16 protein-coding genes are annotated in these 14,073 nt (G+C 60.4%); 4 read left to right on the top strand and 12 right to left on the bottom strand.

Features of this window, described 5'->3' with window-relative positions; translation table 11 throughout:
• The first annotated feature begins 2 nt into the window (after positions 1-2).
• The gene (locus WDN02_RS10765; RefSeq protein ID WP_337293487.1) at positions 3-1,526 is read left to right on the top strand and encodes an acyl--CoA ligase; all 1,524 of its coding nucleotides are present in this window, start codon (positions 3-5) and stop codon (positions 1,524-1,526) included.
• Between the two features lie 43 nt (positions 1,527-1,569).
• Here WDN02_RS10765 and WDN02_RS10760 read toward each other — a convergent pair whose 3' ends face one another.
• From WDN02_RS10760 to WDN02_RS10740, 5 genes are all read right to left on the bottom strand, one after another.
• Positions 1,570-1,833, bottom strand: a complete 264-nt coding sequence (locus WDN02_RS10760; protein ID WP_337293486.1) for a hypothetical protein — start codon at positions 1,831-1,833, stop codon at positions 1,570-1,572.
• 102 nt (positions 1,834-1,935) lie between these two features.
• Positions 1,936-2,091, bottom strand: coding sequence for a DUF3309 family protein (locus WDN02_RS10755; protein WP_337293485.1), 156 nt, complete (start codon positions 2,089-2,091; stop codon positions 1,936-1,938).
• Positions 2,092-2,207: 116 nt separating this feature from the next.
• Positions 2,208-2,519: a hypothetical protein gene (locus WDN02_RS10750; protein ID WP_337293484.1), complete on the bottom strand. Its 312-nt coding sequence runs from the start codon at positions 2,517-2,519 to the stop codon at positions 2,208-2,210.
• A gap of 88 nt (positions 2,520-2,607) precedes the next feature.
• The gene (aspS, locus tag WDN02_RS10745; protein ID WP_337293483.1) at positions 2,608-4,428 is read right to left on the bottom strand and encodes an aspartate--tRNA ligase; all 1,821 of its coding nucleotides are present in this window, start codon (positions 4,426-4,428) and stop codon (positions 2,608-2,610) included.
• 40 nt (positions 4,429-4,468) lie between these two features.
• Complete coding sequence (locus tag WDN02_RS10740) at positions 4,469-5,020, bottom strand: invasion associated locus B family protein (protein ID WP_337293482.1); 552 nt, start codon at positions 5,018-5,020, stop codon at positions 4,469-4,471.
• Between the two features lie 111 nt (positions 5,021-5,131).
• Here WDN02_RS10740 and rnd point away from each other — a divergent pair, with 111 nt between their 5' ends.
• Positions 5,132-6,307, top strand: coding sequence for a ribonuclease D (rnd, locus tag WDN02_RS10735; protein WP_337293481.1), 1,176 nt, complete (start codon positions 5,132-5,134; stop codon positions 6,305-6,307).
• Between the two features lie 28 nt (positions 6,308-6,335).
• Here the strand turns inward: rnd and WDN02_RS10730 are convergent, their stop codons facing one another.
• The 7 genes from WDN02_RS10730 to WDN02_RS10700 form a co-directional block, all read right to left on the bottom strand.
• Positions 6,336-6,983, bottom strand: a complete 648-nt coding sequence (locus tag WDN02_RS10730) for a hypothetical protein (protein WP_337293480.1) — start codon at positions 6,981-6,983, stop codon at positions 6,336-6,338.
• Between the two features lie 34 nt (positions 6,984-7,017).
• Entirely contained in the window at positions 7,018-8,583 is a 1,566-nt protein-coding gene (gene ppx, locus WDN02_RS10725) for an exopolyphosphatase (RefSeq protein WP_337293479.1), read from the bottom strand.
• Positions 8,580-10,742, bottom strand: a complete 2,163-nt coding sequence (locus tag WDN02_RS10720) for an RNA degradosome polyphosphate kinase (protein WP_337294919.1) — start codon at positions 10,740-10,742, stop codon at positions 8,580-8,582. The genes ppx and WDN02_RS10720 overlap by 4 nt, the downstream gene beginning before the upstream one ends.
• A 326-nt stretch (positions 10,743-11,068) precedes the next feature.
• Complete coding sequence (locus WDN02_RS10715) at positions 11,069-11,290, bottom strand: hypothetical protein (protein WP_337293478.1); 222 nt, start codon at positions 11,288-11,290, stop codon at positions 11,069-11,071.
• Positions 11,291-11,314: 24 nt separating this feature from the next.
• Entirely contained in the window at positions 11,315-11,911 is a 597-nt protein-coding gene (locus tag WDN02_RS10710; RefSeq protein ID WP_337293477.1) for a nitroreductase family protein, read from the bottom strand.
• A gap of 108 nt (positions 11,912-12,019) precedes the next feature.
• Positions 12,020-12,367 (bottom strand): membrane protein insertion efficiency factor YidD, encoded by a 348-nt coding sequence (yidD, locus tag WDN02_RS10705; protein WP_337293476.1) that lies wholly within the window; start codon positions 12,365-12,367, stop codon positions 12,020-12,022.
• The gene (locus tag WDN02_RS10700) at positions 12,357-12,809 is read right to left on the bottom strand and encodes an iron-sulfur cluster assembly scaffold protein (RefSeq protein WP_337293475.1); all 453 of its coding nucleotides are present in this window, start codon (positions 12,807-12,809) and stop codon (positions 12,357-12,359) included. The genes yidD and WDN02_RS10700 overlap by 11 nt, the downstream gene beginning before the upstream one ends.
• A 206-nt stretch (positions 12,810-13,015) precedes the next feature.
• Between WDN02_RS10700 and folE the strand changes: the two genes are divergently transcribed.
• Together folE and hisI are read left to right on the top strand one after the other, a co-directional pair.
• Positions 13,016-13,651: a GTP cyclohydrolase I FolE gene (gene folE / locus WDN02_RS10695; RefSeq protein WP_337293474.1), complete on the top strand. Its 636-nt coding sequence runs from the start codon at positions 13,016-13,018 to the stop codon at positions 13,649-13,651.
• Positions 13,652-13,658: 7 nt separating this feature from the next.
• Positions 13,659-14,072: a phosphoribosyl-AMP cyclohydrolase gene (gene hisI / locus WDN02_RS10690; RefSeq protein WP_337293473.1), complete on the top strand. Its 414-nt coding sequence runs from the start codon at positions 13,659-13,661 to the stop codon at positions 14,070-14,072.
• The last annotated feature ends 1 nt before the right edge of the window (position 14,073 follow it).

The raw sequence follows: 14,073 nt of genomic DNA, 5'->3' as shown, positions 1-14,073 counted from the left end.
GAATGAAGATGGTTTCGATCCGGACCCTGCAAGATCTGCTCGCCGTCGGACGCGGCGACGCGGCCGCCGTCACGGCGCCGAACACGCAGGCCCTGACTTATGATGCGTTCCGCAAACTCGTCGCCGACACCGTCGCGACGCTCAACGGATCTGGCATCGGCCGTAATGACCGTGTCGCCATTGTCCTGCCGAATGGCCCGGAGATGGCGACGAGCTTCGTTGCCATCGCGACGGGCGCGACCGCAGCGCCGCTGAACCCGGCCTACAAGGCCGACGAATTCGAATTCTATATGAGTGACCTCAGCGCCAAGGCACTTGTGGTCGAGGCTGGCAGCAAGTCGCCGGCGGTCGAGGTCGCGCAGAAGCTTGGTATCGCGGTTTTGACTTTGACGCCGGACCCGAGCGTCGCTGCTGGCGTCTTCACGCTGTCGGGCGGCGAAAAGAAAGCCGCCGCCAATTCCGGCTATGGCGAAACCGACGATGTCGCGTTGATCCTCCATACGTCTGGCACCACCTCACGGCCGAAGATCGTGCCACTCACGCAGGGGAACGTCACCGCCTCGGCGCAGAACATCGCCGCGGCGCTCGAATTTTCCGACGCCGATCGCGGCTTGAACATCATGCCGCTGTTCCACATCCACGGCCTGATCGCCGGCCTTCTCGCGCCGCTCTCGCGCGGCAGCCAGATTTTCTGCACGCCGGGCTTCAATGCGCTGAAGTTCTTTGGCTGGATGGAAGAGAGCAAACCGACCTGGTACACCGCCGTGCCGACAATGCACCAGGCGATCCTCGCGCGTGCGAACAACAACAAAGAGACGATCGCGCGTTATCCGCTGCGCTTCCTGCGCTCCTCGTCGGCGTCGATGCCGCCGCAATTGATTGGCGAACTTGAGGCTACCTTCAACGCGCCGCTGATCGAAGCCTATGGCATGACCGAAGCCTCGCATCAGATGGCGTCCAATCCGCTGCGTGGGACTCGTAAGCCGGGCGCGGTCGGCCTGCCGGCCGGCCCTGAGATCGGCATCATGGATGAAGATGGCAATCTGCTCGGCATCGGCGAGATTGGCGAAGTCGTAATCCGCGGCGACAACGTCACTGCAGGTTATGAGAACAATCCTTCCGCAAATGCGAGCGCCTTCACCAATGGCTGGTTCCGTACCGGCGATCAGGGCATGATCGACGCCGATGGACATTTAAGCCTGACCGGACGGCTTAAGGAAATCATCAATCGCGCCGGCGAGAAAATTTCGCCGCGTGAAGTCGATGAGGCGTTGCTCGATCATCCTGCGGTGGAACAGGTCGTGACGTTCGCCATGCCGCACGACAAGCTTGGCGAAGACGTTGCCGCTGCTGTCGTTCTGCGCGAGGGACATACCGCAACGGAGAGCGAGTTGCGTGACTTTCTTTCAAACCGCCTCGCGGCATTCAAGACGCCGCGCAAGATCATCTTCCTTGCGGAAATCCCGAAAGGCGCGACGGGCAAATTGCAGCGCATCGGCCTCGCCCAAAAGCTCGGGCTCTCCTAAACTCAAAGCGAAACGGGACGCCATCGGGCGTCCCGTTGTCAATTTAGCAGTTTGATTCGGTGCGGGTGTGCGAGTCACCCGTCTCGTTGTCCTGCACCGTTTTGCTGCGCGTCTCGCAGCCAGAGTGCGAATCGCCACCGACGTGAACGCCGACGACACCCGGCACGCCGACATAGGCACCGTCGTGGTGCGTATTGTCGTAATGGTCCGTGTGAGTCGTCGTTGTCGTCGAGTCATCCTGCGCGACGGCCGCAGAAACCCAAAAGATTGCGCTCACTGCGAGCGCGAGCTTGCCAGTCGTCTTCATGTGTCCTCTCCCTCATTAAAGACCGCGGGAGCGGCCCTGGCAGCAACTGCCTTCGCGGATATCGGTTCCCGAAGGCTGCTGCTTCGCAGCGATGGACGAAGGCTAAATGCGGCCCAACAGCACGAGGATAATGACGATCAGCAGGATGAGGCCGATGCCACCAGAAGGATAATAGCCCCAGCCGGAGGAATAGCCCCAGTTCGGCAGGCCGCCGATCAAAGCCAAGATCAGAATGATGATCAATATTGTCGAGAGCATTGGAATCCTCCACCTGAGCTTTGCGTGATGCTCAGGCGAGGCTAACGGCGAACCTCACTCCGGAGTTCCGGCTTCGCTGGATTGTCGCGGCGTCGATTTGTGTCGCGCCATACGCGTTAGATGCCGGATCCCTCGGCTTCGGGCGGTTCTGGAAGCTTCGCAACAAGCTCCGGCGTCTTGTACGGCGGGCTCCAGGACGGCAACGGCATCCAGTTAGCGACTTCCCAATCGTCGTACATGACGATGCAATCCATATCCGAATCCGTCGCCACCCAGCAAAATTCGCCGAACGACTTCGGCTTCATCCAGCGCACGACATCGACGTCCGACGTGCCCTGCTCCGTCGCGCGCGTGACGACGATGATCCGCGTTCCATCCTTCGGCGCTGTCGCCATCGGCTGCCACTGCCCAGCTTCAACAGGAGACATGAGATGCTCCGCGATTGAGATCCGAACGTACCAACACCAGACTGACAGCACTTCCCACGCCGCGGCAAGTCCGGAGCGCGAGAGGCCTTTAGTTAGAGCCCTTCACCTCAGGCAAATTCAGCCTGATGTGCAATTCGCGCAATTGCTTCGGCGTCACCGACGACGGTGCGCTCATGAGAAGATCTTCGGCGCGCTGGTTCATCGGAAAGACGACGACTTCGCGCAGATTTTCTTCGCCCGCAAGCAACATGACGATGCGATCGACGCCCGGCGCGATACCACCATGCGGCGGCGCGCCATATTGGAACGCGCGATACATGCCACCGAACTTCTGTTCCAGCACGTCCTCACCATATCCGGCGAGTGCGAACGCCTTGCGCATGATGTCGGGGCGATGATTACGAATGGCGCCCGACGACAATTCGATGCCGTTGCAAACGATGTCGTATTGAAACGCCTTGATCGCAAGGATCGTGTCTTTGTCGGCTGCGTCGAGCGCAACGAAATCGTCGTGCGCGAAATTCGGCATCGAAAACGGATTGTGCGAGAAGTCTATCTTGTTCTCTTCGTCGTTCCACTCGTACATCGGGAAATCGACGATCCAGCAGAACTCGAACACGCCTGTCTTCGACAATCCGAGTTCGCTGCCGATTTTGAGCCGTGCCGCGCCGGCCAGCTTCGCCGCCTTCGCTTCCTGATCACAAACGAAAAAGACTGCATCGCCCGCACCGATTCCGGCCTTCGCGGCGATCGCCTGCTGAACTTCAGGCGGCAGGAACTTCGCGATGGGCCCCTTGCCGGCAAGGCCGCCCTCGGCGTTCTCGAAAATCACATAGCCCAGCCCCGGCGCGCCTTCGCCGCGCGCCCAATCGTTGAGCTTGTCGAAGAATGAGCGCGGTTGCGCGCCCGCGCCCGGCGCCGGAATCGCGCGGACGATGCCGCCCGCCTTGATGACATTCTTGAAGGCGTTGAAGGTCACGTCGTCGCGTGCGAATTCCGCCGTTACGTCAACAATAACGAGTGGATTGCGCAAATCCGGCTTGTCCGAACCGTATTTCAGCATGGCTTCGGCATAAGGGATCAGCGGGAATTTCTGTGTGACCGGCTTGCCGTCGCCGAATTCCTCGAAGACGCCGCGCAGCACCGGCTCGATCGCCGCGAAAACGTCTTCCTGCGTGACGAAGCTCATCTCGCAATCGAGCTGATAGAATTCCCCGGGGCTGCGGTCGGCACGCGCATCCTCGTCGCGGAAACACGGCGCGATCTGAAAATAGCGATCGAAGCCAGCGACCATCAGAAGCTGCTTGAACTGCTGCGGCGCCTGCGGCAGCGCATAGAACTTGCCGGGATGCAGGCGCGACGGGACGAGGAAATCGCGCGCACCTTCCGGGCTCGAAGCGGTAAGAATCGGCGTCTGGAATTCGAAGAAGCCTTGCGACTTCATCCGCGCCCGCAGGCTGTCGATGATGGCGCCGCGCAGCATGATATTCTTGTGCAGCTTGTCGCGGCGCAGATCGAGGAAGCGATATTTGAGCCGCATCTCCTCGGGATATTGCTGATCGCCGAAGACAGGCAGTGGCAATTCCGCAGCGGGCCCCAAGACCTCGATGGCGTTGACATAGACCTCGATGAAGCCCGTCGGCATTTCGGAATTTTCGGTGCCGGCCGGGCGTTGGCGGACCGTGCCATCAATGCGCACGACCCATTCCGAGCGCAGCTTTTCCGCCTGTGGAAAGGCCGGCGAATCCGGGTCCACCACGCATTGGGTAACGCCGTAATGGTCGCGCAGATCGATGAACAGCACGCCACCGTGATCGCGGATGCGATGACACCAGCCGGAAAGACGGACCTCCGCGCCGGCCTGAGCCTCGCGCAGGTCGCCACACGTATGAGTACGATAAAGATGCATGTCCCGTCACATCAGATGCGCGCCACGCGGCGCGGGTTTTTTATTTGTTGAGCGCTGTGTAGGCGTCGCCAAAGCCACGCATGCTTATCGGCACGGCAACCTCGTCCCCGGAGCCGACGACAAACACGATTTTGCCTTCAGTCTGGAGACCGGCCCAATGCACAAGGGTCGCCGGGCTTAGTTCCGCTCCGGCAATGCAGGCACCCGGAATACAGCGCTGCCACGGAAGCTCCACGCCCCATTTGTCCTGCTCACCGGTGCGGATATGCACCGAACTCGGGAACGCGACGTTGGGCGGCAGGGTGACCACGATATTATAGGGATCGCTCGGGTGCTGGTGGCCGATCGAGATAACGGCGAGAAGCTTGTTGCTCGAGCTCTCCACCGTCTGAGCGATCACACAGAGCGGCTCCGCGCCTTCCTGATGCGGAGGCTGGCAGTGCAGGCTCCAGGGCCCGAAGGCCTTCGTGGTCGTGCCCGAGGCATGGGCAGGATGCGATTCATCGGGCTTCGCCGCCGAATCCTCGGCCAGAGCCGACCCCGCGAGGCCGGCGGACAGAAGTAAAATCGCAAAAAAGGACCGTTTCGACATGGCTTCCCGCTGCTTCGACGTTGGGAGGCGCTTTCCATATACGAGAAACTGGCAGATCGATAGGCCCACCCGGCACTGGCAGCGCGGTCACCTTTCCAGTATCAAGCCTTAATGAGCTTGATTACCTCGAATCATGAACTGGCGGAGGCCTGCCGCCGGTTCGCTGACCACCCCTTTATTACCGTCGATACGGAATTTCTGCGGGAAACCACCTTCTGGCCCCAACTCTGCGTCGTGCAAATCGCCTCGCCGGACGAGGCGATCGCCGTCGATGCGCTTTCGGAAGGCATTGATTTATCGCCAGTTTTTGCGCTGATGGCGAATACAGCCGTGGTCAAGGTGTTCCATGCCGCACGGCAGGACATCGAAATCATCTGGAACCTCGCCAGGCTGATCCCGGCGCCACTGTTCGACACGCAAGTCGCGGCCATGGTTTGCGGTTTTGGCGAGCAGATCGCCTACGGCGAGTTGGTCCAGTCGGTCTGCAAGGTCACTCTTGATAAATCCTCGCGCTTTACCGATTGGTCCCGGCGCCCGCTCTCGGAGGCGCAGATCAATTACGCCATCGCCGACGTGACCTATCTGCGCGACATCTATCTTTATTTACGGAAAAAACTGGAATCGACCGGCCGACTCTCCTGGCTCGACGATGAGATGGCCGCGCTGACCTCGGCCGACGTCTATGAACAGCATCCCGAACGGGCGTGGGAGCGGTTTCGCGGCCGGGCACGGCGGCCCCGCGATCTCGCCGTCCTGATGGAGCTTGCCGCCTGGCGCGAGGCGGAGGCGCAGGCCCGCGACGTGCCGCGCGGCCGTGTGCTCAAGGACGATGTTCTCGTCGAGATCGCCAGCGCAGCACCGAAAACGGCGGACGAGCTCGGCAATCTGCGGGCCTTCCCGCGCGGAATGGAGCGCTCGCGCGCCGGCGCCGATATTCTCGCCGCCGTTCAGCGCGGCCTCGCGCGCGATCCAAAAACTTTGCCGAAGATCGAGCGCGAACGCCGCAACGGCAATGGCGCGACCGTCGAGCTTCTAAAGGTTCTGCTGCGGCAAGTCAGCGAAGCCCATGGCGTCGCGGCAAAGATGATCGCGACGGTCGAGGATTTAGAAGTTCTCGCGACCAACAAAAGCGCCAAAATTCCCACGCTTAGCGGCTGGCGGCGTGAGATTTTCGGCGAAAAAGCGCTGGAGCTGATCGAGGGGCGCCTCGCACTCACCTTGGAAAAAGGCAAAGTGATCGCGCTCGAATGGCATGACACACCGGAAGCGGCAGAGCCTGCTCAATAAACGCGGCCGTATTTGTCCAGAAACTCCACTAACTTCTGATAGACCTGATAGGCATGGCCCAAAGTTCGTGCGTCAACGCCTGGTCCATCAAAAAATAGTCCTTGTAGAGCACACCAATTGTGATGCCGTCGAAGGTCAGCCAGATATCGTTCGCAAAAGTGATTTTGCTCGGATCGTAGAATGATAGCTGCATTCCGCCTGTTTTAACCGAAGGTATTACGCACCAATCGCCTACCGTCTTGTAATCACCAGATTTGTAAGCGGCGTGGTATGTACCTTGTTCCCGCTCACCAAAACTTCTCAAATCAGCTTCCGTCCCTGCTCCGATAATAATTTTGCCGCAGACGCAATCCCACTTGGTTGGGGTTGGATCCGCTTCATTAGCCCATAGCGTTGCAGATTGACCAGCAAAGACCTTTGCACAGTCTGACTTCGTCACCTGAAATGCTGGTGCAAAACTGCCGTATTTTCCATGAACGCTATCCACCCCATTTCGGCGCAGACCGCGCAAAACCAACTTTGGACCGACTCCAGACTGTAGATCGACTTCGATTTTATCGTCCGAGGAGCAAAGTCTTGGCTTGGGGGAACTTAGCGTCTGCTCGCGTCGGCAAGCTGTAAGCAAGGCTGTGCTTGTTCCGAGCACGAGATTGCGGCGATTAGGCATCCATGTCATGTGCTTGTCTCAAGCACGATCGTTGCAGGCAAGATTAAGCCGTCTCGACCGAACTGCTGCCTGTCTTTATCGTGGCGCCCGTCTGGATCACCGCCTCGCGGCCAATCAGCTTGGCAAGCTGCTTCTGGCGATTGCTCAGCCGCTCGCCAGCCAGGTCCGCTAGATCTGGCGGCAGCGTAAGGATCGTCTTGCCTTTGGACGTGATCAGCGGCACGCGCGGCAGCACATCCGCCATACCGGCGGAGACGGCATAAGCGACGCGCATGGCGCCCGCGAGCAATCGCGCCTGATCGAGAAGCCGCGGCGAAACATGCGCGCGCACTTGCGGGTTCACGTCGGCGTCGAGGCCCAGATAACGATAAGACATGACGAGCGCGAGGAAACAGCGCCCCGGATGATCGATGCCGGTGAAAGCACCGTTCACAACGATATTCAGACTTTGCTCGCTGCGATAATCGGGATGCGCACGCCAATTGACATCGGCGAGCAGGCAGGCCGCATGCCGAAGCCGTTTGTCCTCAAGCGTCTCGTCGAAACGCAACGAGTCCATGAAGCGGTCAGTCCATTGCCGCAGTTCCTCGGCGTGACGAGGCGAGCGCGCATAGGCATCGTTGAACGTCTGCGCGGCGAAAATCAGCGGATCGAGACGCTGCTCGGCGCTCGACAATTGTTCGTACAGCAAGCCCTCGCGCACGCCGGAGGCGGAGATAGTCACTTGTTTCGGCGGCGCCTTGCGGATGATTTCATCGAGGACAATCGCGCCATAGGCAAGCAAGGGACGCCGCGCCGGCGTCACCGCCTCGACGGCAATCAACGCTTCGGCATTCACGCGCTCGACAAGGCCGGCGAAATCGGCAGCTTCCCGCGCCGGAATATTATAGCCATGCATGATGCTCAGCAGATAATTGCGCTGGCGCATGTGCAATTTGGCGAGCGCGCGCCAGGTTCCGCCGACGGCATAGAGCGTACGGCCGCGCAGTCTGGCGAGCAGCTTGGCATCTTCCAGAGCTTCCTGGGCGATGCGCGCGGCGTTGCGCAGCGAGTGGTTGGACGCATCCATCAGCGATAGGCCGCCGAGCGGCAGCGTGATGCCTTTGCCGACCTTCGCGCCTTTGATGTCGATGAGTTCGAGCGAACCGCCGCCGAGATCGGCGACGATGCCGTCCGGTTCATGAAAACCTGAAATGACGCCGAGCGCGGAAAGCTCCGCCTCCCGCCGCCCCGAAAGCAAGCTGACAGGCGCGCCGATCGCGTTGCTGGCATCGGCAACAAAGGCCGGCCCATTTGACGCATCGCGCGCCGCGGCGGTGGCGAAAGCATAAACCTGCTGAACGTTCATGATCTTGATCAGAACGCGGTAGCGCTTGAGCGCGGCGAGTGCCTTCGCCACACTCGACGCTGCCAGTTCGCCTGTCTTGGCCACGCCGTGACCCAAAGCGCAGAGCGCCTTTTCATTGAAGATCGGCGTCGGCGATCGCGTCAGCCCGTCATAAACGACGAGCCGTACCGAGTTTGAACCGATGTCAACGACGGCGACCGGTCCCTTGACCTCCGGGCGCAATTGCATCGTTGCAAAGAGTTTCGGCATTTGCAGGTTCACCGGCCCTCCAGACGTTTGAGCAGGGTTTTGGGCGCTGATTCCTGCAACGACTTGCCGCGGCCCGAGAGGCTTGGATTGGTCATGAAATAGGAATGCGCGTTGAACGGTTCTTCCTTGCCCGCGTTGATCCGCGTGCTCGACCCATCTGGCAGCACTCTGTAGCTCTGCTGATTGTCGATGAGGTTCGCGATCATGATCTGATCGAGCACCTGGCTGTGACAGGTCGGATTGGTGATCGGCACCAAAGACTCGACGCGGCGGTCGAGATTGCGTGGCATCAGATCGGCGGACGAAATATAGACCGCCGCCTTCGAGTGCGGCAGCCCGTGGCCGGCGCCAAAAGCATAGACACGCGCATGTTCGAGGAAGCGGCCGATGATCGATTTCACCCGGATATTTTCCGAAAGACCCGGCACGCCCGGCCGCAAGCAGCAGATGCCGCGGATAATCAGATCGATCTTCACGCCGGCGTGGCTCGCGGCATAAAGGGCATCGATGATCTCGGGATCAACGAGCGCATTGCATTTGGCCCAGATCGCCGCCGGCTTGCCCGCGCGGGCCAATTCCGCCTCGCGCGCGATGTGATCGAGCAGCCGCTTCTTCAAATTGATCGGCGAGATCGACATGCGCTCCAATTGCGCCGGCTCGGCATAGCCGGTGATGTAATTGAAGACGCGTGAGACATCGCTCGCGATTGCCGGATCGGCCGTGAAGAACGAAATGTCAGTGTAAATGCGCGCCGTCACCGGATGGTAATTGCCGGTGCCGAGATGGCAGTAGGTTACGAGGCCATTGCCTTCGCGCCGCACGACCATCGACAGCTTGGCGTGCGTCTTGAGCGCGATGAAGCCGAAGACCACCTGTGCACCGGCGCGTTCGAGATCGAGCGCCCAGCGGATGTTGGCCTCTTCATCGAAGCGGGCCTTCAATTCGACGAGCGCGGTAACCGATTTGCCGGCCTCCGCCGCCTCGATGAGCGCCCGGACGATCGGACTGTCGGCCGATGTACGATAGAGCGTCTGCTTGATCGCCACCACCGACGGGTCGGCCGCAGCCTGTTTCAGAAATTGCACGACGACGTCGAAGGACTCGTACGGATGATGGACGACGAGGTCTTTCTGTTTGATAGCGACGAAGCAATCGCCGCCGTTCTCGCGAACCCGCTCGGGGAACCGCGGATTATACGGCTTGAACTTCAACTCCGGCCGATCGACGGCGCCAATCAGCGTCGAAAGTTCGTTCTGCGCCAGCATTCCATCCAGGACGAAAATTTCGTCGTAGGCGACGTCGAGTTCTTCGGCGACAAAATTGCGCAATTGCTCCGGCATACGCCCATCGACTTCAAGCCGGATAACCGAACCGCGGCGGCGGCGCTTCAACGCCGTCTGGAAGAGCAGCACAAGATCTTCAGCCTCTTCCTCGACCTCGATATCGCTGTCACGGATGACGCGGAAAATACCGGAGCCGCGCACCAGATAACCGGGGAACAGCGCCTGCGTGAACATGCCGACAAGCGTCTCAATGGCGATGAAACGCTGGGTGTTTCCCGACGGCGGCAATTGAACAAAGCGGTCCGCCTTGGTCGGAAGACGTATCAGCGCTTTGAGATGCCGGTTCTCGCGTGGCTCGACCAGTTCGAGCGCGACGGTGAAGCCGAGATTGGGGATGAATGGGAACGGATGCGCCGGATCGACGGCCAGCGGCGTCAGCAGCGGGAAGACATGCTGCAGGAAATATTGTTCGAGCCACGCGATGTCGGCGGGCTCTTGATCGCGCGCCTCAAGCAGAACGATGGAATTGGCTTTCAATTCCGCGCGCAGCTCGCCCCAGCGCCTCTGCTGCTCGGCCGCAACCAAGCCAACACGCTCGCGAATTTTGGCCAATTGTTCGGCCGGTGTCAGTCCGTCCTCGGACGGTGTCGAAACACCCGCCCGCACCTGGCCGCGCAGGCCCGCAACGCGGACCATGAAGAATTCGTCGAGGTTGTTGGCGGAGATCGACAGGAACCGCAATTGCTCCAGCAGAGGATGATTGCGATTCGAGGCCTCCTGCAGGACGCGACGGTTGAATTCGAGCCACGACAATTCGCGATTGATGAACCGCTCCGGCGAATGGACGAGGTCGGGATCCGGTACGGCTCCTTCGGCGATATTATCCATGATCGAGATCGAGGCCGCGGGCGACGAATCACCGGTAAGCGCCGGATCGACCGGCGGCGGAACCTCAACAGCCTCTTCGACTTCGGTTGCCACTTCGACGGGTTTCAGCTGATCGCCTTTGGACTGCACGGCACTCTCTCCTTCGCTTCGCCCGGCGACGCTGCCTCCCACTGATGACGTTACCATGACTTTCGCACGATATCGACGCACCGGCGAAAAGGTTCACACCTTTTCGATATCGCGTAAAACCTTATAAAATAAAGGTTTTCAGACACATCACGGGCGTTGCCGGGCGCAAGTTCGCTACGCGGTGCGAGACGATAATTTCACTCGTCGCCGTGCGCGCGCTCGTCGATCGTGATCGTATTGATGTGCGTGAAGTCGACGGAGACCGGTTGCTTCTCCCGCGCCGCCGCGAGCTGGAACGTCTTGATGACATGCTCCAGACGGCGAAACGCCTCTTTATATTCTTCGCTTGTTTCGGAAATGCCGAGTGGCGCGAGGCAGAATTCGATGATCTCGCGCGGCCGGTTCAATTTGGTGCTCATGGCAATTCTCCCGAGATGGATGTGCTAGGCGGGGAAGCCGCCCCTGAATGTGAATTCGCTTTGCGGCTTGCGGCCGTTCGGCAGCTCGCGGGCCTGCAGACCTTCCGGCAAAATGCTCGGATCACCCTTGCGGCCGACGGCGATAGCGGCTTCGGGACGATAATCCTCCGGCAGATTCAGCGCCGGTCCCGTGCGTGCGACATCAAACCCGCCCATCGCATGGGTCGCCCAGCCGAGCCGCTGCGCTTCGAGCGCAAAATAAGCCCACGCCGCACCGGTATCGAACGAATGGCTGCGCGTGGTGACCGGCGTGTCGCTCCCGGCCGGGAGGTTCGTCGTCTTGGAGGCGAGCACAAGCAACGCGCCGGCATTCTTCGCCCAAACCTGGTTTCCTTCGAATAGAAGACCGAGAAACGTGTCGAATTCCGGTGTGCCGCGCAAAGCATAGAAAAAGCGCCACGGCTGCAAATTGGACGACGACGGTGCCCAACGCGCCGCCTCGAATAGACTGCGCAATTCCGCCTCTGGAATTGCTTCGCCGGTGAACGCCCGCGGTGACCAGCGGCCGATAAATTGCAAATCGACCGGATAATCGGCCACACGCGGATTGGTTGCGCTCACGTCATTCCCTCATTCCCAACGGCTTCGCAAAGCCCGACAAACACGCCGGTCTTTTAGTGGATTTGTCGGATCAACGACAGTCAATTGGCGATGCGGCCAAACGCGCCTTTACTGCTTCGGTGCTTTGGGGGTTTCGGCCTCGCATTCGAACCGCCTGTGCGGACGAGCGAAAAATACTCCGAACCTTCGCCGCAACGGGACAACCTTCTCCGGGACCGGATCGTAGCCCGAAGTTCCCCATGGATGACAGCGACAGATCCGGACCGCGCCCAGGCGGCTCCCCAAGATAAGGCCATGCCGCTGAATCGCCTCATCTGTATAGGCAGAACAGCTCGGCTCATGCCGGCAAGACCGGCCGATAAAAGCCGAAAGACTGAGCTGATAGGCGCGGATCAGAAGATGCGCACCGCGGCGCGGCAGAAGCTGCCAGTCATTGAGCTCGCCGTCAGAAGGCATCCTGCGAGACCTTTTCCCGCGCCTCGATCTGTTGGACGGCGTCGACCGTCGCTTCGAACGTCAGCAGCGTCGAAGCATGGCGCGCCTTATAGTCGCGCACCGGTTCCAGCACCGCGATATCCGCCCACTTGCCTTCGGGCGGCGGTCCGTTCTCTTTCAACATAGCGCGAACACGATCGCAGAGCTGGCGAAGTTCCGGCCCGGTCGCGCCGATGACGTGACGCGCCATGATCGAGGACGAGGCTTGGCCGAGCGCGCACGCCTTTACATCATGGGCGAAATCCGTCACCCGGCCGTTTTCCATGGTCAGATCGACGATCACAGTCGAACCGCACAGTTTCGAATGCGCGCGCGCCGTCGCGTCCGGCGCAGCAAGCCGCCCGCGGCGCGGAATGTTAGCCGCGAGTTCGAGAATTTTGTTGTTATAGACGTCGTTGAGCATGGATTTTTGCTGCCCTGCGGCGGGGATGACCGGCCGCGACAAACCCTATATAGGGATAAGTTAGACGAAGCTCCTATATAGGGGAACCGAGGCTCGACGACGAGATTTGGCGCTTTTTTGGGTCACACCGCCTCAGGAATGCCGAATACGACCTTGTTTACCTGAGGTTTGTTCTTAACTCTCAACTCTGCCATTGGAGGCGCCACATGGATGACGTGGTTAAGTCCTTGCTCGATCGCCAGCTTCCCAAAATGCCCACCCCCTCTCCCATTCGCCCCAGCCGCGAAGAAGCGGAAGCGGCGGTGCGGACGTTGCTTCTTTGGACCGGCGACGATCCGGAACGTGAAGGCCTACGCGAGACGCCCGCGCGTGTCGTGAAGGCCTATGAAGAGCTTTTCTCGGGCTACAAGCACGACGCAAGCGAGGTTCTTTCGCGCGTCTTCGAGGAAGTTCAGGGCTACGACGACCTAGTCCTCGTTCGCGATATCCCGTTCAACTCGCATTGCGAACACCACATGGTGCCTTTCATCGGCAAGGCGCATATCGCCTATTATGTCGGTGAAGAGGGCGTCGTCGGCCTGTCGAAACTAGCCCGGCTCGTCGATATCTATGCGCGTCGCCTGCAGACGCAGGAGGCGCTCACCTCGCAGATCATCGGCGCTATCGAAAAGCACCTGCGTCCGCGCGGCGCGGCGGTGATGATCGAGGCCGAGCATCTGTGCATGTCCATGCGCGGCGTCATGAAACAGGGGGCTTCGACCATCACCAATCAATTCACCGGCGTCTTCCGCGACGATCCGGCCGAACAAGTGCGGTTCCTCACCCTCGTCCGGGGCAGATAGGACTTCCATGACCCCCTTCCCGCCTCCCGGCGGCAAGGCCGAACTCGAAGAGGGCGGCGTCTTCACGCCGCGCTTCGATGCCGACGGCCTCATTGGCTGCATCACCATCGACGCCGGCGACGGCGCGGTGCTGATGTTCGCGCATATGAACGCCGAGGCGCTGCGGCTGACGCTCGAAACCGGCATCGCGCATTATTGGTCACGCTCGCGCAAAAGCCTCTGGCGCAAGGGCGACACGTCCGGCCAGCAGCAGAAGATCGTCGAGATCCACACGGATTGCGATCAGGACATTCTGTTGATGAAAGTCCTGCCCGGCGGCGATGGCGGCGCCTGCCACACCGGCCGCCGCTCGTGTTTCTATCGCAAGGTCGCGCTCGGCGCCGGCGCGACGACGCTCAGCTTCGACGGGCCGGAAACTTAGG

The sequence above is a fragment of the Methylovirgula sp. genome (assembly GCF_037200945.1).
Classification (GTDB): domain Bacteria; phylum Pseudomonadota; class Alphaproteobacteria; order Rhizobiales; family Beijerinckiaceae; genus Methylovirgula.
This window is presented reverse-complemented; position numbering and strand designations above follow the sequence as displayed.